Here is a 19060-nt window from a genome sequence, read left to right as displayed (position 1 = left end):
GCGCCCCGAGTCGATACGGTGGGGGTATGGCTCAGGCCCTTCGAACCTTCGGGCGCATCCTCGCCGCCCATTGGCCTGCGCTCGGAGCCTGGTACCTCGGCGGCGAGGCGGTGCACCAGCTGCTCGTGCTGCTCGCAGGATTCGTCGGTGGGCACACCACCCTTGGGGGCCTCCTGCTGCTGCCGCTCGCCGTCGCCGCCCGGCTCGTCTCCTACGTGGCGATGTACCTCAGCGTGCAGCCGTCTCTGCCGCACAGCGCCAGAGACGACGACGGAGGCTACCGGGTGTTCGCCGGCGCGATCCTGGCCGCGATCCTTCCCTTCTTCGCTTTCTATGCCGCCTGGGGAATGCTCGATGCCGACCAGTCGGAGTTCTTCCGGATAGCGAGTGGAATCGCCCTCCGCGATGCGGGCTACGACTACGACCAGCTCGGCGACCGCGGCGGACTCATCTCGGTCGGGGTGCTGCCGGTGGCGGTCCTGGTGATCGCCCTCGTCGTGCGAATCGTGCTGGCGCGACGAGGACAACGGCGATCGGCGGGGACGCTCGCGCTCGCCGCCTACGCCGAGGTCCTCTGGACGTTCATGCTGTTCACCCTCATCGGGCAGTGGTGGGGTGACGCCCGCGTGTGGGTCGCAGACCGGGCGGGCACGGTGTGGCTCGGAGGGATCGCAGACTGGTTCGCGCAATACGTCGTGCCCGTGGCGTTCATCTGGGAGGCGGTGCTGTGGCTGGTGGGGCTGGTCGCCGCCGTGCTGCTGGTCCCCGCCGCGTGGCTCACCGTCGCCGGTGTCATCTACGGCACCGAGTTCGACACCTCGCCGGCTCCCTTCCGGAACGGACGCGCGGCTCTGCGGGGCGCCCTGGGCACCCTGGCCCGCACCCTTCTGCAGCGTCTCGAGAGTCTCTGGGCCGCCGTCGCCCTCGTCTGGCGCGGTGGACCGCTGCTGTTCGGCGTGTTCGCGCTCGCCTACGCCCTGTGGGCCCTGGCGGAGTACTGGGCATCCCGCGGGCTCCTGCTGGCGGTGGGCGGTCACGACTCCCTGTTCTGGGCCGCCTTCCTGCCCCTTCTGCTGCTCGCCGTCGCCGCGATCGCCGAACCCCTGCGCGTCGCGCTCATCGCGACCGCGTTCGACACGGTCATCGGTATTCCGGAGGCGGGACTCGACGCCGCCGACTCAGGGGACGACGACGAATCGGGCGATCACACCATCGGTGTCGGGGACGTCGAAGAGGAAGGGCGCCTCGGCGTCATCGGGGAGCAGGAAGACCGTGAGAATCTCATAGGGCCCTGAGTCCTCGAGGCACGAGCGCTCGCCGGCGTCGTACGGCACGTCGAGATCGGCGCGGGCGTTCTCCCACAGCCGACCTGTCGCCTGTTCCGTGAGCGTGAATACCCCGCACGATGCGGCATCCGTCGCACCCTCGGCCTCGACGCGAACGCTGAGGGTTCGGGATCCCGACGGCGCGTCGAACTCGTCCCAGCGCACAGCGCCGAGCGTGAGCGTCTGCCCGGCGATCGAGGCGCTGCTCTCGACGGTCGTGATGTCCTTCGAGGTGCGATTCGCCATCGGCAGCGCGTCCAGCCACAGGTGCACTCCGACCGCGGCGATCGCGGCGAGGACCAGCGCGAGAAGCGCGACGCGCTGTCGACGCCACCAGGTCATGGCGTCGCCCATTCGGGAGCGATGAGATCGACCTGCGACGTCGCGGGCAGGTCGTCGAGGGGCAGGGTGATCACGATGACGTCATCGAGTAAGGGAGTCGGAGTCGTCGGGCTTAGCCGCAGCTCGGCGGTGCCGTGACGAAGATCGGCGGGCAGCTCGAAGGCCAGGGAGCCGACGAGTGCGGTGCCGACGTGGAGCGGAGTGTGCAGGAGCGAGTCCGATGGTCGCTCGCTCGCCTGGAACACCCGCCCGTCGACGGTGAGGGTCGCCAGGTTGATGGCGGCGCCGGTCTCGGTGTGCGGGGCCGACGCTTCGACGGTGATGACGAGCCAGTTGCCCTCGGCGCTCCAGTCGGAGGCCGGCACCGCGACTTCGTCGGCGAAGGTGGAGTCCTGAACGGCGATGCGGAGGGTGCGGGATGCGAGTTCGTCGTCGGTCGAGCCCCGGATGAGGATGGGATCCGTCAGAGAGTCGTCGGACGGAATCGCGAGCGTGACCACGCCGGCGACCGCGACGAGCGCGATGCCGGAGATCCAGGGGAGCGACCGCCTCATACCGCAGCCGCCAGGTCGACTGTGATCTGCGCGGTCTGCTGCTTTCGCTGCCAGGAGATCGTCGACGACGAGAGGATGACCTGGCCGCCCTGCTCCACGGCATCGAAGACGTCCAGACGGGCTGTGCCGTCGGGGAAGGCATCATCGGGCACCGACCAGGCGATGCGGATCTCGCTGGGAACTCCGGGCTGGAGAACGACCTGCCCCGAGGAGCCGTCGGGCCGCCACGCGCGCGTCGAGAATGCCGACGTCGCTTGCGCCACCTGCAGCATCGGCGCGCGCGCCCTGATCAGCCGAGCCTCGACCCGATCGGCGGCGGAGTCGACGCCGATCGGGTGATCGGTCAGGTTCTCGATCACCACGGTCAGCACCAGGAGAGTCTCGCCCGGCTCGGCCTCGAGGTACTGCTCCTCGACGGCATCCGTCAGCTCGCCGTCGAGTACGGTCACCGCATAGAGCGACGTGCGCGCTTCGGAGCCGACCGCGACCGGCGCGGGCTCGCTCGTCGCGGTGGCCAGCCCGCCGAAACTGACGAACACGGCGACGAGGGCGACGACGGCGGCTGCGACGACCCAGAACGGAACGGCGGCCCGCGACGTCGCGGTGCGCGCCGCATGGGCGGTCGCGCTGCGAGCTCTGTCGCCGGCCCCCCGCATCCCGCTCATGACGTCAGCCTATCGACGGCGGCGGGACCTGCCGGATTCAGCCTGCGGCGAGCACCGAGAGGACGTTGCCGGCGGGATCACGGAACCAGGCGATATCCGGTCCGCGTCCGGGGCCGCCGTGCGCAATGCCCTTGGCATCGGTGCCGAGCTCGTCGTCGTAGATCTTCGTCACGACGCCGCGGGCGTTGAGCTCATCGACCGCTGCGTCGACGTCGTCGACGGGGAAGTTGAGGATCGTGAAACTCGCAGGGGAATGATCGGGTTTCGCGTACACGAGGATCGAACCGCCCTGCGGCAGGCGGATATCGAGGAACCCCATGGCATTGGTCGAGACATCCATGCCGAGCGTGTCGGCATAGAACGTGCGGGCGGCATCGATCGAGTCGACGCTGAATCCGCTGAACGCGTGCGTTGTCTGGAAGGCGGTCATGTTGTCAGCATGCGCTCATGCGGGCGTGCTGTCCAGAGAAGCATGATCCATCCGTCCTGGTGCCGCGAGTCGACGCATCGCTACAGTGAGGCCATGGAGGGCACAGCCGCGGTGCAGAGTGAGAGCGACACGGACACCGACCGGCAGAGCGGGCTCACGGCAGCGCGGGTCGCAGCGCTGACGGCCGCAGGCAAGACGAACGCCTTCGCGGGTGATTCCAGTCGCAGCGCATGGAACATCGTACGAGCGAACGTCTTCACGCTCTTCAACGGCATCGTCGGCGCGTGCTTCCTGGTGCTGCTCCTGCTCGGGCGCTGGCAGGACGCACTCTTCGGTCTCGCGGCCTTCGGGAACGCGATCATCGGATGCTGGCAGGAGTTCCGGGCCAAGGCGTCACTCGATCGACTCGCGCTGCTGAACGCTCCCCGTGCGCGCGTGCGCCGGGACTCGCACGAGATCGAGATCGCGCCCGCCGAGGTCGTGCAGGGAGACATCCTGATCCTCCGCGCGGGAGACCAGGTCACCGCCGACGCGGTCGTGCTCGAACATCGGGCTCTGCAGATCGACGAGTCGATGCTGACCGGGGAGTCGGATGCCGTCGACAAGACCGACGGCGATGAGGCGCTGTCGGGGTCGATCGTGGTGGCAGGGGAGGGCATCGCGCGTGCGACCCGTGTCGGGGCGGACTCCTACGCGAACAAATTCGCCGCCGAGGCCAAGCGGTTCTCGCTCGTCACGTCCGAGCTGCGCACCTCGATCGATCGCGTCCTGAAATGGGTCGGGTGGGGGATCGGACCCATCGGACTGCTGGTGCTCAACGCGCAGATGATGGTGGCCGGCGGGTGGGTGTCGGCCTGGGAGAGCGGCACCTGGACCCAGGCGATCGTCAACACGATCTCGGCGTTGACCGCGATGATCCCGCTGGGGCTCGTGCTGATGACATCGATCGCGTTCGCCGTCGGTGCGGCACGGCTCGCGGCTCGGCAGGTGCTCGTCAACGAACTCCCCGCCGTCGAAGGGCTCGCGCGCGTCGACATCATCTGCCTCGACAAGACGGGAACGCTCACCGAGGGCGAGCTCGCCTATCGCGATCTCGAGCAGCTCGATGCGAACATCGAGGGCTGGCAAAATGCGCTGTCCTGGTTCGGGAACGCGCCGGATGCCAATGCCACGGCGCGCTGCCTGCGGGCTCCCTTCCCCGGCTTAGGGGAGCGCGAAGCATCCGTGTACGTGTCGTTCTCGTCGGCACGCAAGTGGAGCGCGCTGTCGTTCGCCGATCGCGTCGACGAGACGTGGGTGCTGGGCGCCCCCGAGATGGTGCTCGGCGATGTCGCGACGGATGCCGGCACCGAGGTCGGGGAGGCCGTGACGCGTCTCGCAGCCGAGGGGCTGCGCACACTCGTGCTCGCATTCACGGCAGAACCGTATTCGGCGGCCGCCCAGGAGACGGAGTCCCTGCCGACGGGCCTCGTGCCGGTCGCCGTGATCACGTTCAGCGAGAAGGTGCGCGCCGATGCGGCGCAGACGCTGTCGTACTTCCGTGCGCAGGGCGTGGGGGTGCGGGTCATCTCGGGAGACAACCCGCGCACGGTCGCGGCGATCGCCCGGCAGGTGGGGCTCGACGTCGACGAGGGCTACGACGCCCGCCAGCTCCCTGAGGGCGAGGGCGAACTCGGTGACGTGCTCGAATCGCAGACGGTCTTCGGCCGTGTGACCCCCGAGCAGAAGAAGCGGATGGTCGTGGCCCTGCAGGCGCGCGGCCACACCGTCGCTATGACGGGCGACGGCGTGAACGACGCACTCGCGATCAAGACCGCCGACATCGGCATCGCGATGAACTCCGGATCTCCCGCGACGAAGGCAGTGGCGCGCCTCGTACTTCTCGACGGGCAGTTCTCGCACCTGCCGGACGTCGTCGCGGAGGGGCGTCAGGTGATCGCGAACATCGAACGCGTGTCGATGCTCTTCCTCACCAAGACGGTCTACGCGACGACGCTCGCGGTGCTCTTCGGAGTCATGGTGCTGGAGTTCCCCTTCCTTCCCCGGCAGCTGTCGATCACCGACGGGCTCACGATCGGCATCCCCGCGTTCTTCCTCGCCCTGATGCCCAACGTGCAGCGGTACGTCCCGGGGTTCCTACGTCGTTCGCTGACGTTCGCGATCCCGGCCGGCCTGCTGATCGCCATCGCCCTGACGGTCTACACACGCATCGCGATGGAGCTCGAGGTCACCGAGCCGCAGCTGCGCACGGGGTCGACGATCATCCTGGCGATCGTCGGCATCTGGGTGCTCGCCGTGCTCGCACGCCCGCTCAACCGCTTCAAGGTGCTGGTCGTCGGAGCGATGTTCGTCGCCCTCGCGACGCTGTTCACGCTGCCGCTGAGCACCGCGTTCTTCCAGCTCGTCGATCCCGGTGAGGATGCCGCCTACGTGATCGCGGTCATCACGGTGCTCACGATCCTCGCGATCGAGGTCGTGCGGGTCGTGCACCGGCGTGTGCTGGCGCGATGGTCAGCGATCGACGAAGTGGCGTGAGCCGGGCGGCGCCCACAGCGCCACCAGGATCAGGATCTCGAGCACGGCCTGCGTGAACACCGCCCAATCCCAGTCGGTGGTGATCGCCGTGACGGCGTGCAACACGAGCTGCACGCCGAGGTAGATCGTTACCAGCAGGCGGGCGAGCCGACTGCCGCGGCGGATCGCAGCCGCGACCGCGAGGGTGAGCAGTCCGAACAGGATGACGGCCGACCCGATGAGTGACACGACGAGCATGTCTTCGGCATCCACGCGGTAACGGCTGAGCAGCACGACGAGACCGAGGAAGGCGTTCGACAGGCCGCTGAGGACGACCAGGATGCCGACGACGGTGATGACGACGGGGCGCTTGTGCGGCTGGTGCTCGGTCACGGGATCCACGCGCTCACTGTACAAGGGGCGAAACGACCCGGATCGAGAAAAACGAGAAGCCAGGCTAATACCTAGCTAAGCTAGACATCATGGATCGATACCTCCGCTTGCGGTGGGTGGGGCTGGTCTTCATCAGCATCGCCGTCTCCCTGATCATCGTCGACTCGACGATCGTCAACGTCGCGATTCCGGCGATCGTCGACGATCTGGGGATCACCTCGACCGAGGTGCAGTGGGTGCAGGAGGCCTACACGCTGGTCTTCGCCGCCCTTCTGCTGGTTTTCGGGAGCCTCGCGGACCGCTTCGGTCGTCGTCGGCTGATGCTCATCGGAGTCGGTGTGTTCGCGGCGTCGTCGGTTCTCGCCTCGTTCGCGCCAGATGGCGGGATGCTGATCCTCGCGCGCCTCGCGCAGGGCGTGGGCGGCTCGATGATCCTGCCGACCACGCTGTCGATCATCAACGCCACGTTCCGCGGTCGCGAGCGGGGGATCGCCTTCGCCGTGTGGGGATCGACCATCGGAGGAATGGCCGCGGTCGGGCCCCTGCTGGGAGGGTGGCTGACCACGGCGTTCTCGTGGCGGTGGGCGTTCGGCATCAACATCCCGCTCGGCATCATCATCGTCATCGGAGTGCTCCTGACGGTGCGCGAGTCGCGCAGCGAACGCACCGAGGCCATCGACGTCGTCGGGGCCGTGCTCTCGGTGGTCACCATGGGAAGCCTGGTGTTCGGGCTCATCGAGGGGCGCACCTACGGCTGGTGGCTGGTCGACGAGCGTCCGCAGATCGGCGGATGGACGTGGCCGTACGATCTCTCACCGATCCCGTTCGCCTTCGCGCTGGCTCTCGTCTCCCTTGTCGGTTTCATCGTGTGGGGCGTGCACCGCGAACGCGCCGGGCGCTCCACCCTCCTCGCGCTGCGGCTCTTCTCGATCGCGTCGTTCCGCAACGGGAACATCGCAGCCGCCGTGGTCTCGCTGGGGGAGTTCGGCATCATCCTGGCCCTTCCGCTCTGGCTCCAGTTCGTGCTGGGCTTCGACGCGCTGCAGACGGGCCTGCTACTGCTCGCCCTCGCCGGCGGATCGTTCGTCGCCAGTGGCGCGGCGGGCGCCTCGAGCGGCAAGATCGCGCCCGTCTGGATCGTGCGGGTCGGGATCGCGGCGGAGATCGTCGGCGTCGCCGGCATCGGCTTCCTCATCGGACCCGAAGCCTCGTGGGGGCCGCTCATCCCGTTCCTCTTCGTCTACGGGCTGGGTGTGGGACTGGCGACGGCGCAGCTCACCGGCGTCGTGCTCGCCGAGGTGCCCGTCGCCGACAGTGGCGCGGCATCGGGAACCCAGTCCACGTCGAGGCAGCTCGGCGCCGCACTCGGGGTCGCCGTGCTCGGCACCGTGCTTTTCACGAGCACTGCCGGCATCCTGGCCTCCACCCTCGACGACCGCGGTGTCTCCGCCGACCAGCGCGACAAGATCGTGTCGGCGGTGGTCGACAGCGCGGGCGCCGCCATCAGCGGACTCGAGGCGAACCCCGAGACCGCCGACGCGGCCGCCGACGCCAAGGCCGCATTCTCCGACGGCACGCGATACGCCGCATGGACGGCCGCGGGGTTCCTGGCCCTCGGGCTGCTCTCGACGATCTCGCTCGGCGCGTCCGCGCGAGTGCGTACAGACGACGAGACGGCGGGCCCGGAGCCCGACCGCACGTCCGATCGTTCGTGACGCGCCCGCTCGGACGCCCGGCGAAGCCCCAGCAGGCGGAGGATACGCTCGAATGATGCCCGTCACCCCGCACCATGCGACCGACCCCTTCGTCCGCGTTCGCGGCGCGAACGAGAACAATCTCCGGAATGTCGATGTCGACATCCCGAGAGACAGCATCGTCGCGTTCACGGGTGTCTCGGGCTCGGGCAAGTCATCGCTGGCGTTCGGCACCATCTTCACCGAGGCGCAGCGCCGGTACCTCGAGTCGGTCGCGCCGTACGCGCGACGCCTGATCCAGCAGGGGCACGACCCGCACGTCGAGTCGATCTCCGGCCTTCCGCCGGCCGTCGCGCTGCAGCAGCGCCGCGGCGCGCCCAGCGCCCGGTCGAGCGTCGGCACCGTGACCACGCTGTCGAACTCGCTGCGCATGCTCTTCTCCCGGGCGGGGACCTTCCCGGAAGGGTTCACGACACGGCTCGACTCCGATGCGTTCTCGCCCAACACCGTGGCGGGTGCGTGCCCCGAGTGCCACGGAATCGGCGTCTCGCACACCGTCACCGAGGACTCGCTCGTCCCCGACCCCTCGTTGAGCATCCGCGACGGCGCGATCGCCGCCTGGCCGGGAGCGTGGCAGGCCAAGAACCTGCGCGACATCACGATCGCGCTCGGCTACGACGTCGATCGTCCGTGGCGCGATCTCGATCGCGACGACCGGGACTGGCTCCTCTTCACCGACGAACAGCCGGTCGTGCAGATCACCCCGCAACGCGACAGGGTGGCGAAGCCCTACAACGGCATGTTCTGGAGCGCCAAGAAGTACGTCTTCCACACGCTCGCGGACTCGAAGAGCCCGATGATGCGCGCGAAGGTGCTGCAGTTCGTCCGCTCCGGTCGCTGCCCTCTCTGTCATGGCACCGGTCTTCGCCGGGAGGCGCTGGCGGTGACCTTCGCCGGTCGCACGATCGCCGAGCTCAACGCCCTTCCGATGACCGAGCTCGCCGACGTCCTGCGCCCCACGACGCTGCTCACCGACGCCGCACCGGCGCTCCCGACGACCCTCTCGGGTGAGCGCACCGACGTCGCCGTCGCACTCACCACCGACCTGCTGGCGCGCATCACGGTGCTCACCGATCTCGGCCTCGGCTACCTCGGGCTCGGCCGTGTCACGACCACGCTCTCGCCCGGCGAGATGCAGCGCCTGCGACTCGCGACCCAACTGCGATCGGGGCTCTTCGGCGTCGTGTACGTTCTCGACGAACCGTCCGCCGGTCTGCATCCTGCAGACGCGGAGCCGCTGCTGGAGGTCTTGGAGCAGCTCAAGAGTTCGGGCAACTCGGTCTTCGTGGTCGAGCACAACATGGATGTCGTGCGGCACGCCGACTGGATCGTCGATGTCGGACCCGCGGCCGGTGAAGGCGGCGGGCACGTGCTCTACAGCGGCGAGGTGGAGGGGCTCGCATCGGTCGAGGCATCCCTCACGCGTCCGTTCCTGTTCCCCGACCAGCACGCGGCCTCCACGGCCCGCGCGGGGGTGCGCAGCCCGACCGCGTGGCTCGCGGTCGACGGCATCACGGTGCACAACCTCATCGACGTCGATGCCTCCGTTCCGCTGGGCACCTTCGTCGCCGTGACCGGTGTGTCAGGGTCGGGCAAGTCGACGCTCGTGAGCCGGGTGCTGCGCGATGTCGTGCGCGATCACCTGCGCGCGGACGACGGCGACGGCCCCGACGAGGGCGACGAGGATGCCCCGACATCCGGTGACGCGGGGATCGCCGAGGCGACCGTGCCCGGGGCGCACGACGACACCCTCACCGTGGGCCGGGTCACGGGCCTGGAGCACATCGACCGGCTGGTGCGCGTCGACCAGAAGCCGATCGGCCGCACGCCGCGCTCCAACCTCGCGACCTACACCGGCATGTTCGACGCGGTGCGCGCCGCCTTCGCCCGCACCGATCTCGCCCGTGAGCGGGGTTACACCGCCGGGCGCTTCTCGTTCAACGTCGCCGGCGGACGCTGCGAGACCTGCCTGGGTGAGGGGTTCGTGTCGGTCGAGCTGCTGTTCCTTCCGGGGAGTTACGGCCGGTGCCCCACCTGCCACGGAGCGCGCTACAACGCCGAGACGCTCGAGGTCACGTACGAGGGCAAGACGATCGCCGATGTGCTGGCGCTGACCGTGGAGCAGGCGGCCGATTTCCTCGCGTCCGTACCGGCGGCAGCACGCAGCCTGCGCGCACTGCTCGACGTCGGCCTCGGCTACCTGCGTCTCGGTCAACCCGCGACGGAACTGTCGGGTGGCGAAGCGCAGCGCATCAAGCTGGCGACCGAGCTGCAGCGGGTGCAACGCGGCCACACCATGTACCTGCTCGACGAGCCGACGACCGGTCTGCATCCGTCTGATGTGCGGCGTCTGCTGGCACAGCTGCAGGCGCTCGTCGACGCCGGCAACACGGTGGTCGTGGTCGAGCACGAGATGGACGTCGTCGCGGCGGCCGACTGGGTCATCGACCTCGGTCCGTCCGGTGGCGACGCGGGCGGACGGATCGTCGCCGCCGGAACCCCGCACGAGGTCGCTCACGACCCCGCCAGCCGCACAGCCCCGTACCTGGCGGCGCGCCTCGCCCGGTGAGCGTTCGCCCGGCGAAATGAAGAAGGACCGCCCTCTCGGACGGTCCTTCTTCATGTGTGCGTGCCCCCGACTGGAATCGAACCAGCGACCTACGGTACCGGAAACCGGCGCTCTATCCACTGAGCTACGGAGGCGTACCGAACGACGATATCACTGCTCGGGGGTGGTCTCCGACCCGCCGGCCACGGTGACGGGTGCGCCGCGCAGCGCGTCGAGCGCGGCGGCCACGTGCTCGGCGAGGTAGCGGTGGCCCGCGCTGGACGGATGCTTGCGGCCGATCTCGACGTCGATGAGATCGAGGTAGTTCTGCTCGGTGATCCAGTCCTCGGCGATGGGGGAGATGTACCACCATCCGCGCGCCGCTGCGAGCTCCGAGAGGTCGCTGTCGATGCGTGCCGTGCCGGCGCCGACGGGGAGTTCGTGCGGCGCGGGCCCGAGGATCACGATCGTCGCCTCGGGGTACTTCGCCGCCATGGCATCCCATGCGGCGGTCACCGCTTCGCGATAGCCGGCTTCGCCCTGCTCACGGTCGTTGATCGAGCCCTGCACGATGATCAGGTCGGGCGTGATTGTCGGGTCGAGTGCGTCGATGCGCACGCCGAATGCCGGGCCGTCCAGCCCGGGCTTCAGGTAGCCGCTCCCGCGCACGCCGTTCACGATCGTCTCGCCGTCGATCAGATCGGCGAGCAGATAGGCGTAGCCCTCGGTCGGAATCGTGGCGGCCGAACCGTAGGTCCAGGAGTCGCCGAAGACGAGCACGGTGGGGTGCTCGGGCAGGGCGAGCGGCACCGGGGCGACGGCCGCTGCGGGCTCGCCTTCTGCGGCCCCGACGGGGGCGGCGGAGGGGAGCGGGGCCCACGGACGCCACACGCCGAGAACACCGGCGCCGACGGCGAGGACCAGCGCCGCGACGACGCCGGCGAGGCGCAGGCGACGAGGGGCGGATGCTGCGGTCATTGCATGAGGGTAAGTCACAGAGGCCTCTGCGCAAATTCGACACCGCGCAGCGCCGTAAACTGGGACGGCTATGAATCCTGAAACCCTCGCCCACGCCATCCTCTCCGTCCTCGTTCCTCTCGCGGACGAGCGACGCCCGGGCGAGCCCCTCGAGCTCACGGCATCCGACATCGTGCTCGAGCGTCCGCGCAACCGCGACCACGGCGATTGGGCCTCGAACATCGCGATGCGCCTGGCCAAGCCGTTCGGCACCAACCCCCGCGAACTCGCCCAGCAGATCGCCGAGGGCCTCGCCGCCGTCGACGGCATCGCGAGCGCCGAGGTCGCCGGGCCCGGATTCATCAACATCCGTCTCGATGCCGCCGCCGCCGGCGCGCTCGCGAAGACGATCGTCGACGCGGGCGCGGCCTACGGCCGGAACGACACGCAGGCCGGGCGCACGATCAATATCGAGTTCGTGAGCGCCAACCCCACCGGGCCGCTGCACATCGGGCACACCCGCTGGGCGGCACTCGGAGACGCGATCGCTCGCGTGCTCGCCGCGTCCGGCGCACAGGTCGCCCGGGAGTACTACATCAACGATGCCGGTGCGCAGATGGACCGTTTCGCGCTGTCCGTGCTCGCCGCAGCGAAGGGCGAGCCGACGCCCGAGGGCGGGTACGCCGGAAGCTACATCGGCGATCTCGCCGTCCGCGTGCTCGCCGCGCGCCCCGACCTCCTCGAGCTCCCCGCCGACGAGCAGATCGAGGCGGCGCGTGAACTCGCCTACGGCTTCCAGCTCGATGAGCAGAAGCAGTCGCTGTCGAAGTTCAACGTCGACTTCGACGTGTGGTTCTCGGAGCGCACGCTGCACGCGAAGAACGCCGAGGGCATGAGCGTGGTCGACCAGGCCGTCGACCGTCTGCGCGAGCAGGGCCATGTCTTCGACGAAGACGGTGCCGTCTGGGTGCGCACCACCGACTTCGGCGACGACAAGGACCGCGTGATCCGTCGCTCCAACGGCGAGTACACCTACTTCGCCGCCGATGCCGCGTACTACCTCAACAAGGGCGACCGCGGCTTCGAGTACAAGCTCTACCTTCTCGGCGCCGACCACCACGGCTACGTGCACCGCCTCAAGGCGATCGCGGGAGCGGCGGGCGAAGACCCCGAGAAGAACGTCGAGGTGCTCATCGGGCAGCTCGTCTCGGTCGGAGGAGCCCGGCTCAGCAAGCGCGCGGGCAACATCATCGAGATGGACGACCTGCGCGAATGGTTGGGAACGGATGCGCTGCGCTACTCGCTCGAACGCTCGCCGGCCGATTCGCCGCTCGCGCTCGATCCCGAACTGCTGCAGAAGCGCACCAACGACAACCCCGTCTTCTACGTGCAGTACGCCCACGCGCGCACGCACAACGTGAGCCGGAACGCGGCGGACTCCGGCGTCGACCGCTCGGAGTTCGCACCCGAGACGCTGACGCACGAGTCCGAAGGTGCGCTGCTCGGCGCGCTCCAGGAGTTCCCGCGCATCGTCGCCTTCGCCGCCGAGGTGCGCGAGCCGCACCGCGTCGCCCGCTACCTCGAAGAGCTCGCGGGCCTGTACCACCGCTGGTACGACAACTGCCGTGTGATTCCGCAGGGCGACGACCCGATCGAGAGCGTGCACCGCACGCGCCTGTGGCTGAACGATGCCGCGGGGCAGGTGTTCCGCAACGGTCTCGACCTGCTGGGCGTCTCCGCACCGGAGCGTATGTAATCGCACGCGATCCGCTTCCGCCGGTAGGGCAGGATGGCATCATGAGCGACGACAACCACACGCTGCCGTACCCGGACGCCGACTCCGAGCATCCGACGCTCGTGATCCCCGGGGAGTCCGCGAACGACGCGGGAGAGACGACGAGAACCGCGCGTAAGCGGCGGTGGCCGTGGGTGCTGCTCATCGTCGTGGTGATCCTGGCCGGCCTCGTCGTCGCTGCCGAGTTCCTGGCACGCGCGATCCTGCCGGGCGTCGTGCGTTCTCTCGTGATCGAGCAGCTCGATCTGCCCAGCGATCAGCAGCTCGACGTCGAGGCCGAGGGCATCCTGCTGCCGCAGCTCATCGGTGGCACCCTCGACAGCCTGCACCTGAGCACCGACGCCATCACACTGGAAGGAATCACGGGTGCCGTCGATGTGACGGCGAACGGGATTCCGCTGCGCGGGGGAGACCTGGCCGGTGCGGCCGGTACGATCCGCGTCGACCAGGATCAGTTCACGACGCTGCTCGCGACGACCGATCTGCCCGTCGATTCCGTCACGCTCGAAGAGCCCGACGCCACGGTGAGCGGGTCCGTCACGGTGCTCGGCCTCGACGTGCCGATCTCGTTGACGCTCACCCCGGGTGTCGCGGACGGCGATCTCGAACTGACTCCGGTGCGCCTCACGGTCGGCGGTATCGAGATCGATGCCTCCGAGGTCGGCGCGAGTCTCGGGTCGCTCGGGGCGAACCTCACGCAGCCGCAGCGCATCTGCATCGCCGATCAGCTGCCTGCGGGGCTCACGCTCACGGGACTCGCGATCGACGGCACCGAAGCGGTCATCGACATCGACGTCAACGGCGCGATCGTGACCGACCAGTCATTGCTCGAGAAGGGCACCTGCCCCTCTTCCTGACCTCAGGACGCGTCGCGCGCCGCCTTCTGCGCTTCGCGCAGTTCCGTCGTCGCGATCTCGACGTCGATCTCGGCCCGCTGGATCCGTCGCTGCGGGAACGTCGTGGCGCCGTAGCGAGCGCGCACACGGTCGCGTGCTTCCTCTTCACCCGTCACGATGTACGCGCAGGCGATCAGCATGACCTGCGCCGACAGGTTGAGCCAGATCAGCAGTGCCAGGAGTGAGGCGAACGAGGCGAGCAGCGGATTGCTGGTCGCGCCGCCGACGAAGAGCGACGAGAGCTCCTGCAGCACGAGCAGACCGACGCCGCCGAGCAGGGCGCCGCTCCACAGCGAACGCGCGGCGGGACGCACGCCGGAGAGGATGAGGAACACACCGACGATCAGTATGGCGTCGAGGGCGAAGACGACCAGGAGCGACAGGATGCGCACGCTCCACGTCGCCACCGGGGAGTCGGCGGAGAGTCCCACGAGGTCGCTGAACCATTCGACGCCGATGCGCCCGACCACCGTGATCGCGGCGGCGGCGATGAACAGTGCTCCGATTCCGACGGCGAGGGCGAGGTTGCGCAGCAGCACCCAGATGAACAGGATGTCGCTGTGCGCGGTTCCCGCGATCACCCGCACCGCGGTGCGGAGTGAGCCGACGGCGCCGAGCGCCGCGCCGATCAGGGCCACGACGGAGATGATCCCGGCGATCGAGAGCGACACGGGCTCTTTCAGGTCGGCCGGGTCGATCACGCCGTCTTCGCCGATGAGACCGGGGACCACGGACTGCACGGCGTCGATGATCGCGTTCCATGCCTGAGGGTTGCCGGCCAGCCACAGCGCCGCGACCGAGAACCCGAGGAGGACACCGGCGAACACGCTGAACAGCGCGCGATACGTCACGCTGTCGGCGAGCATCGCCCCGCGGCGCTCGCTGTACAGCAGGAACGCGCGCACGGGCTTGCGGATCAGTGCCCAGCGTGTCACGGCAGCGATGGTGCGGGGAATGACCCCGGGCGCGGCGGGGGCAGGGGATTCGGGCTTCGGTGAGGCATCCACGCTCCCACCCTAGGAGGCACCGCGACAACCGGCACAGGGGTTGCGCGGAGGGGCGTCACCATGGCAGTCGAGGCATGCACGGTGCCCTAGAATCGGGGGCAGTCTCGATGTGCGTCTTCCCGCCCGAGTTCCGCTCCACGATTGGTGTTCCTTGCTTCCCGCTGCCGATTCGCTCGCGCCCGAGTGGCTTGCCGTTCCCGACGACGCGAATGATCTCGCGCCCGGTGTCTGGCCCGCCAGCGCCGTCCGCGACGCCGATGGCGCGCTGGTCCTCGCCGGTATCTCCGCCACCGCCCTCGTTCGCACGTACGGCACCCCTCTGCTGGTGCTCGATGAAGACGAGGTGCGCTCGCGTGCACGGGCGTTCCGTCTCTCCTTCGAGCAGGCCGCTTCCGACAACGGCACGACCGCACAGGTGTACTACGCGGGCAAGGCGTTCCTCAGCGCGACGGTGGCCCGGTGGGTCGTCGACGAGGGGCTCCGCGTCGACGTGTGCACCGGGGGAGAGCTCGAAGTGGCCCTCGCCGCAGGTGTCGCTCCGGCGTCGATCGGTTTCCACGGCAACAACAAGTCGACCGCAGAGCTCGAACGAGCGGTCGAGGTCGGTGTCGGCACGATCATCGTCGACAGTGCGATCGAGATCGAGCGGCTCGCGGCGATCACCGCCCGTGTCGATTCCGTGCAGCGCGTGCTCGTGCGGGTCATCAGCGGGGTGCACGCCGAGACCCATGACTTCCTCGCGACCGCTCACGAAGATCAGAAGTTCGGATTCCCGTTCGAGGACGCCGCCATCGCCGTCGCCCGCATCCGCGAGATTTCCGGCCTCGAGTTCGCCGGGCTGCACTGCCACATCGGTTCGCAGATCTTCGGCGTCGCCGGCTTCCGCGAATCCGCGTCGCGGGTGCTCGAGCTGCACGCCGAGCTCCTGGCCGACGGCCCCGTGCCGCAGCTCAACCTCGGTGGGGGCTTCGGCATCGCCTACACCCGCATCGACGACCCGACGCCGATCGAGGTGTTGGCGGGAGAGATCGTCTCGGCAGTTGCAGAAGGATGCGCGGCGCGAGGCATCGCGGTGCCGGCGCTGTCGTTCGAACCCGGCCGTGCGATCGTCGGTACCGCCGGCGTGACTCTCTACGAGGTCGGCACCACGAAGGACGTCACGATCGAGTCCGGTGCGGTGCGCCGATACATCAGCGTCGACGGCGGGATGAGCGACAACGCGCGAACGGCGCTCTACGGCGTTCAGTACTCCGCACGCCTCGCTTCGCGCACCGGCGAGGGCGAGCCGCAGCTCAGCCGCGTCGTGGGCAAGCACTGCGAGTCCGGCGACATCGTCGTCGACCACGAATACCTCCCCGGAGACCTCGTCCCGGGAGACCTGCTGGCCGTCCCGACCACGGGCGCATACTGCGTGTCGCTGTCGAGCAACTACAACCACGTGCCGCGTCCGCCGGTCGTCGCCGTGCGCGACGGTCGATCCCGTGTCATCGTCCGTGGCGAGACCATCGACGATCTGCTGGCCCGAGATGCGGGCATCGACGGGGCGCAGGCCCCCGAGGCATCGAAATGACCCACCCCCGAAGGAGCAACAATGACTGAGTACCGACGACTTCGAGTGGCGCTTCTCGGCGCCGGAGCGGTCGGATCCCAGGTCGCCGACCTCCTGCTGCGCCACGGTGACGAGCTCGCCGACCGCGCAGGTGCGTCGCTCGAGCTCGCGGGCATCGCCGTGCGCGATATCGATGCGCCGCGTGACGTCGATCTGCCGCGTGAACTCTTCACGACCGACGCCGAATCCCTCATCCTCGGCTCCGACATCGTCATCGAGCTGATCGGCGGCATCGAACCCGCCCGCACGAGCATCCTCCAGGCGATCGGGTCCGGCGCCGACGTCGTGACGGCCAACAAGGCGCTTCTCGCCACGCACGGCCCCGAGCTCTTCGAGGCCGCCGACCGTGTCGGAGCATCCGTGCACTACGAGGCCGCCGCTGCCGGTGCGATCCCGATCATCCGCCCCCTGCGTGACTCGCTCGCGGGCGACCGCATCGTGCGCATCATGGGAATCGTCAACGGCACCACCAACTACATCCTCGATCGCATGGACACCGAGGGCGCCGACTTCGGCGATGTCCTCGCCGACGCGCAGCGCCTCGGATACGCCGAAGCCGACCCGACCGCCGACGTCGAAGGCTACGACGCCGCGCAGAAGGCCGCGATCCTCGCGAGCCTGGCCTTCCACACCGCCGTGCCGCTCGACGCGGTCTACCGCGAGGGAATCACGTCGGTCACCGCCTCGATGATCGAAGAGGCGCGCGCCGCCGGCTTCGTGATCAAGCTCCTCGCGGTGTGCGAGCGTCTCGATGTCGACGGCACGGAGTCGATCTCGGTGCGCGTCTATCCGGCGCTCGTGCCCCAATCGCACCCGCTGGCCTCGGTGCACGGAGCCAACAACGCGGTCTTCGTCGAGGCGGAGGCCGCCGGTTCACTGATGTTCTACGGCGCGGGAGCCGGTGGCGTGCAGACCGCCTCCGCGGTGCTCGGCGATGTCGTCTCCGCGGCGCGTCGCCACATCGCCGGCGGCGTCGGCGTGGGCGAGTCCACGCGAGCGAACCTCCCCGTCGTTCCGATCGGTCACGTCACCACCCGCTACCAGGTGACCCTCGAGGTCGCCGACGCCACGGGCGTGCTCGCCACGGTCGCAGGCATCCTCAGCGACGGCGGTGTCTCGGTCGCGACGATCGTGCAGACTGTCGAAGGGGAAGACGAGCGCACCGCACGCCTCATCATCGGTACGCACCGCGCGGCCGAGCAGGCGCTGAGCGCCGCCGTCGCCGCCCTCGCCGACAGCTCCGTCGTCGAGCGCGTGGTGTCGGTGCTGCGCGTGGAAGGCGAATGACGGTGGCACCGGGCCGCACCATCGAGGTCCGGGTCCCGGCGACGAGTGCGAACCTCGGTCCGGGGTTCGACACCCTGGGCCTGGCGCTGAGCATCTACGATTCGCTCGTCGTGACCGAGCTGCCCGCCGGCGAACTCGAGATCGAAGTCTCGGGCTCGGGTGCCGAAGAGATCCCGCGCGACGCGTCGAACCTGATCGTGCGCACCGTCCAGCATGTGTACGCCGATGTGCAGCGCCCGATGCCGGGTCTGCGGATCGTCGCGGAGAACGGCGTTCCCCATGGCCGCGGCCTGGGCTCGTCGGGTGCCGCGGTCGTCGCCGGCGTGCTGATCGCCAAGGGATTGCTCGCCGGAGACGTCGAGATCGGCGACACCGATCTGCTGCGGCTGGCCACCGAGCTCGAGGGGCACCCCGACAACGTCGCCCCCGCACTGTTCGGCGGTCTGACGATCGCGTGGATGGGGGAGCGCGGCGCCCAGCACAAGAAGCTGCTGGTGCATCGCGGCGTCTCGCCCCTCGTGCTGGTTCCGGCGTACACGATGTCGACGTCGCAGGCCCGATCGTTGCAGCCCCCGCAGGTGTCGACGGCGGATGCCGTGTTCAACGTGTCGCGCTCGGCGCTGCTCATCGCCGCGCTCATGCAGAGTCCGGAACTGCTGCTCGACGCGACGGCCGATCGACTGCATCAGGACTACCGTGCGGGCGCCATGCCCGAGACGCAGCACCTGGTGCAGGCTCTGCGCGCGGCCGGATTCGCGGCCGTCGTCTCGGGTGCAGGACCCAGCGTGCTGGTGCTCGCAGACGGGCCGGGAAGCCGCCAGGATGCCGTCGAGCTCGCCGCTCGTGTCACCGACACTCCGTGGGACGCTCTGCTGCTCGCGGTCGATGTGCGTGGTGGTACAGTGGGGGATCGAGCGGAGGGCTCCACGTAACGTCTTCGTGAATCTGGCCCCATTGCAACTCTTGCAAGACCCGCACGTCAAT

Annotated in this window: 16 protein-coding genes and 1 tRNA gene; 9 read left to right on the top strand and 8 right to left on the bottom strand. The window is 69.1% G+C overall.

The features are described from left to right. The first annotated feature begins 26 nt into the window (after nt 1-26). Complete coding sequence (locus tag ACIOSY_RS04330; RefSeq protein ID WP_400849574.1) at nt 27-1295, top strand: hypothetical protein; 1269 nt, start codon at nt 27-29, stop codon at nt 1293-1295. On the opposite strand, the gene ACIOSY_RS04325 is transcribed toward ACIOSY_RS04330, so the two are convergent. From ACIOSY_RS04325 to ACIOSY_RS04310, 4 genes are read right to left on the bottom strand one after another with little or no spacing between them, the layout of a single operon-like run. Beyond that, entirely contained in the window at nt 1179-1667 is a 489-nt protein-coding gene (locus ACIOSY_RS04325; RefSeq protein ID WP_400849571.1) for a hypothetical protein, read from the bottom strand. The genes ACIOSY_RS04330 and ACIOSY_RS04325 overlap by 117 nt on opposite strands. Further along, nucleotides 1664-2221: a hypothetical protein gene (locus ACIOSY_RS04320; protein ID WP_400849568.1), complete on the bottom strand. Its 558-nt coding sequence runs from the start codon at nt 2219-2221 to the stop codon at nt 1664-1666. The genes ACIOSY_RS04325 and ACIOSY_RS04320 overlap by 4 nt, the downstream gene beginning before the upstream one ends. Further along, the gene (locus tag ACIOSY_RS04315) at nt 2218-2886 is read right to left on the bottom strand and encodes a hypothetical protein (RefSeq protein ID WP_400849565.1); all 669 of its coding nucleotides are present in this window, start codon (nt 2884-2886) and stop codon (nt 2218-2220) included. The genes ACIOSY_RS04320 and ACIOSY_RS04315 overlap by 4 nt, the downstream gene beginning before the upstream one ends. A 37-nt stretch (nt 2887-2923) precedes the next feature. Further along, the gene (locus ACIOSY_RS04310) at nt 2924-3316 is read right to left on the bottom strand and encodes a VOC family protein (protein ID WP_400849562.1); all 393 of its coding nucleotides are present in this window, start codon (nt 3314-3316) and stop codon (nt 2924-2926) included. Between the two features lie 93 nt (nt 3317-3409). Here ACIOSY_RS04310 and ACIOSY_RS04305 point away from each other — a divergent pair, with 93 nt between their 5' ends. Next, entirely contained in the window at nt 3410-5851 is a 2442-nt protein-coding gene (locus tag ACIOSY_RS04305) for an HAD-IC family P-type ATPase (RefSeq protein WP_400849559.1), read from the top strand. On the opposite strand, the gene ACIOSY_RS04300 is transcribed toward ACIOSY_RS04305, so the two are convergent. Continuing rightward, nucleotides 5828-6232 (bottom strand): hypothetical protein, encoded by a 405-nt coding sequence (locus tag ACIOSY_RS04300; protein WP_400849556.1) that lies wholly within the window; start codon nt 6230-6232, stop codon nt 5828-5830. The two genes, ACIOSY_RS04305 and ACIOSY_RS04300, sit on opposite strands and share 24 nt — an antisense overlap. 80 nt (nt 6233-6312) lie before the next feature. Between ACIOSY_RS04300 and ACIOSY_RS04295 the strand changes: the two genes are divergently transcribed. Both ACIOSY_RS04295 and ACIOSY_RS04290 read left to right on the top strand, forming a co-directional pair. Then, a complete protein-coding gene (locus ACIOSY_RS04295; protein ID WP_400849553.1) occupies nt 6313-7938 on the top strand; it encodes a DHA2 family efflux MFS transporter permease subunit in 1626 nt (541 codons plus the stop codon). A 55-nt stretch (nt 7939-7993) separates the two neighbouring features. Further along, nucleotides 7994-10546: an ABC transporter gene (locus ACIOSY_RS04290; protein ID WP_400849550.1), complete on the top strand. Its 2553-nt coding sequence runs from the start codon at nt 7994-7996 to the stop codon at nt 10544-10546. A gap of 61 nt (nt 10547-10607) precedes the next feature. Here ACIOSY_RS04290 and ACIOSY_RS04285 read toward each other — a convergent pair. Next, nucleotides 10608-10680: transfer RNA gene (locus tag ACIOSY_RS04285), tRNA-Arg, on the bottom strand. Nucleotides 10681-10696: 16 nt separating this feature from the next. Continuing rightward, nucleotides 10697-11503, bottom strand: a complete 807-nt coding sequence (locus ACIOSY_RS04280; RefSeq protein ID WP_400849547.1) for an SGNH/GDSL hydrolase family protein — start codon at nt 11501-11503, stop codon at nt 10697-10699. 70 nt (nt 11504-11573) lie between these two features. Between ACIOSY_RS04280 and argS the strand changes: the two genes are divergently transcribed. Further along, complete coding sequence (gene argS / locus ACIOSY_RS04275; protein ID WP_400849544.1) at nt 11574-13238, top strand: arginine--tRNA ligase; 1665 nt, start codon at nt 11574-11576, stop codon at nt 13236-13238. A 41-nt stretch (nt 13239-13279) separates the two neighbouring features. Further along, nucleotides 13280-14134, top strand: coding sequence for a DUF2993 domain-containing protein (locus ACIOSY_RS04270; protein ID WP_400849541.1), 855 nt, complete (start codon nt 13280-13282; stop codon nt 14132-14134). A 2-nt stretch (nt 14135-14136) separates the two neighbouring features. Here the strand turns inward: ACIOSY_RS04270 and ACIOSY_RS04265 are convergent, their stop codons facing one another. Continuing rightward, nucleotides 14137-15180, bottom strand: coding sequence for a YihY/virulence factor BrkB family protein (locus ACIOSY_RS04265; RefSeq protein WP_400849538.1), 1044 nt, complete (start codon nt 15178-15180; stop codon nt 14137-14139). Between the two features lie 151 nt (nt 15181-15331). Between ACIOSY_RS04265 and lysA the strand changes: the two genes are divergently transcribed. From lysA to thrB, 3 genes are read left to right on the top strand one after another with little or no spacing between them, the layout of a single operon-like run. Beyond that, nucleotides 15332-16750, top strand: coding sequence for a diaminopimelate decarboxylase (gene lysA / locus ACIOSY_RS04260; protein WP_400849535.1), 1419 nt, complete (start codon nt 15332-15334; stop codon nt 16748-16750). Between the two features lie 21 nt (nt 16751-16771). After that, complete coding sequence (locus tag ACIOSY_RS04255) at nt 16772-18076, top strand: homoserine dehydrogenase (protein WP_400849532.1); 1305 nt, start codon at nt 16772-16774, stop codon at nt 18074-18076. Next, entirely contained in the window at nt 18073-19008 is a 936-nt protein-coding gene (gene thrB / locus ACIOSY_RS04250; protein ID WP_400849529.1) for a homoserine kinase, read from the top strand. The genes ACIOSY_RS04255 and thrB overlap by 4 nt, the downstream gene beginning before the upstream one ends. Nucleotides 19009-19060: the final 52 nt, after the last annotated feature.

This window comes from Microbacterium sp. NPDC087665 (assembly GCF_044743285.1).
Classification (GTDB): domain Bacteria; phylum Actinomycetota; class Actinomycetes; order Actinomycetales; family Microbacteriaceae; genus Microbacterium.
The sequence above is the reverse complement of the archived record's forward strand: the minus strand, read 5'-3'. Positions and strand labels throughout refer to the sequence as shown.

What these genes read in the sequence shown, in the direction of transcription:
- ACIOSY_RS04330 (WP_400849574.1), top strand. Translation starts at nt 27, where the DNA reads ATGGCTCAGGCCCTTCGAACCTTCGGGCGCATCCTCGCCGCCCATTGG.
- argS (WP_400849544.1), top strand. Translation starts at nt 11,574, where the DNA reads ATGAATCCTGAAACCCTCGCCCACGCCATCCTCTCCGTCCTCGTTCCT.
- ACIOSY_RS04270 (WP_400849541.1), top strand. Translation starts at nt 13,280, where the DNA reads ATGAGCGACGACAACCACACGCTGCCGTACCCGGACGCCGACTCCGAG.
- ACIOSY_RS04280 (WP_400849547.1), bottom strand. Translation starts at nt 11,503, where the DNA reads ATGACCGCAGCATCCGCCCCTCGTCGCCTGCGCCTCGCCGGCGTCGTC.
- ACIOSY_RS04255 (WP_400849532.1), top strand. Translation starts at nt 16,772, where the DNA reads ATGACTGAGTACCGACGACTTCGAGTGGCGCTTCTCGGCGCCGGAGCG.
- ACIOSY_RS04315 (WP_400849565.1), bottom strand. Translation starts at nt 2,886, where the DNA reads ATGAGCGGGATGCGGGGGGCCGGCGACAGAGCTCGCAGCGCGACCGCC.
- ACIOSY_RS04295 (WP_400849553.1), top strand. Translation starts at nt 6,313, where the DNA reads ATGGATCGATACCTCCGCTTGCGGTGGGTGGGGCTGGTCTTCATCAGC.
- ACIOSY_RS04320 (WP_400849568.1), bottom strand. Translation starts at nt 2,221, where the DNA reads ATGAGGCGGTCGCTCCCCTGGATCTCCGGCATCGCGCTCGTCGCGGTC.
- ACIOSY_RS04290 (WP_400849550.1), top strand. Translation starts at nt 7,994, where the DNA reads ATGCCCGTCACCCCGCACCATGCGACCGACCCCTTCGTCCGCGTTCGC.
- ACIOSY_RS04310 (WP_400849562.1), bottom strand. Translation starts at nt 3,316, where the DNA reads ATGACCGCCTTCCAGACAACGCACGCGTTCAGCGGATTCAGCGTCGAC.
- ACIOSY_RS04305 (WP_400849559.1), top strand. Translation starts at nt 3,410, where the DNA reads ATGGAGGGCACAGCCGCGGTGCAGAGTGAGAGCGACACGGACACCGAC.
- ACIOSY_RS04325 (WP_400849571.1), bottom strand. Translation starts at nt 1,667, where the DNA reads ATGACCTGGTGGCGTCGACAGCGCGTCGCGCTTCTCGCGCTGGTCCTC.
- thrB (WP_400849529.1), top strand. Translation starts at nt 18,073, where the DNA reads ATGACGGTGGCACCGGGCCGCACCATCGAGGTCCGGGTCCCGGCGACG.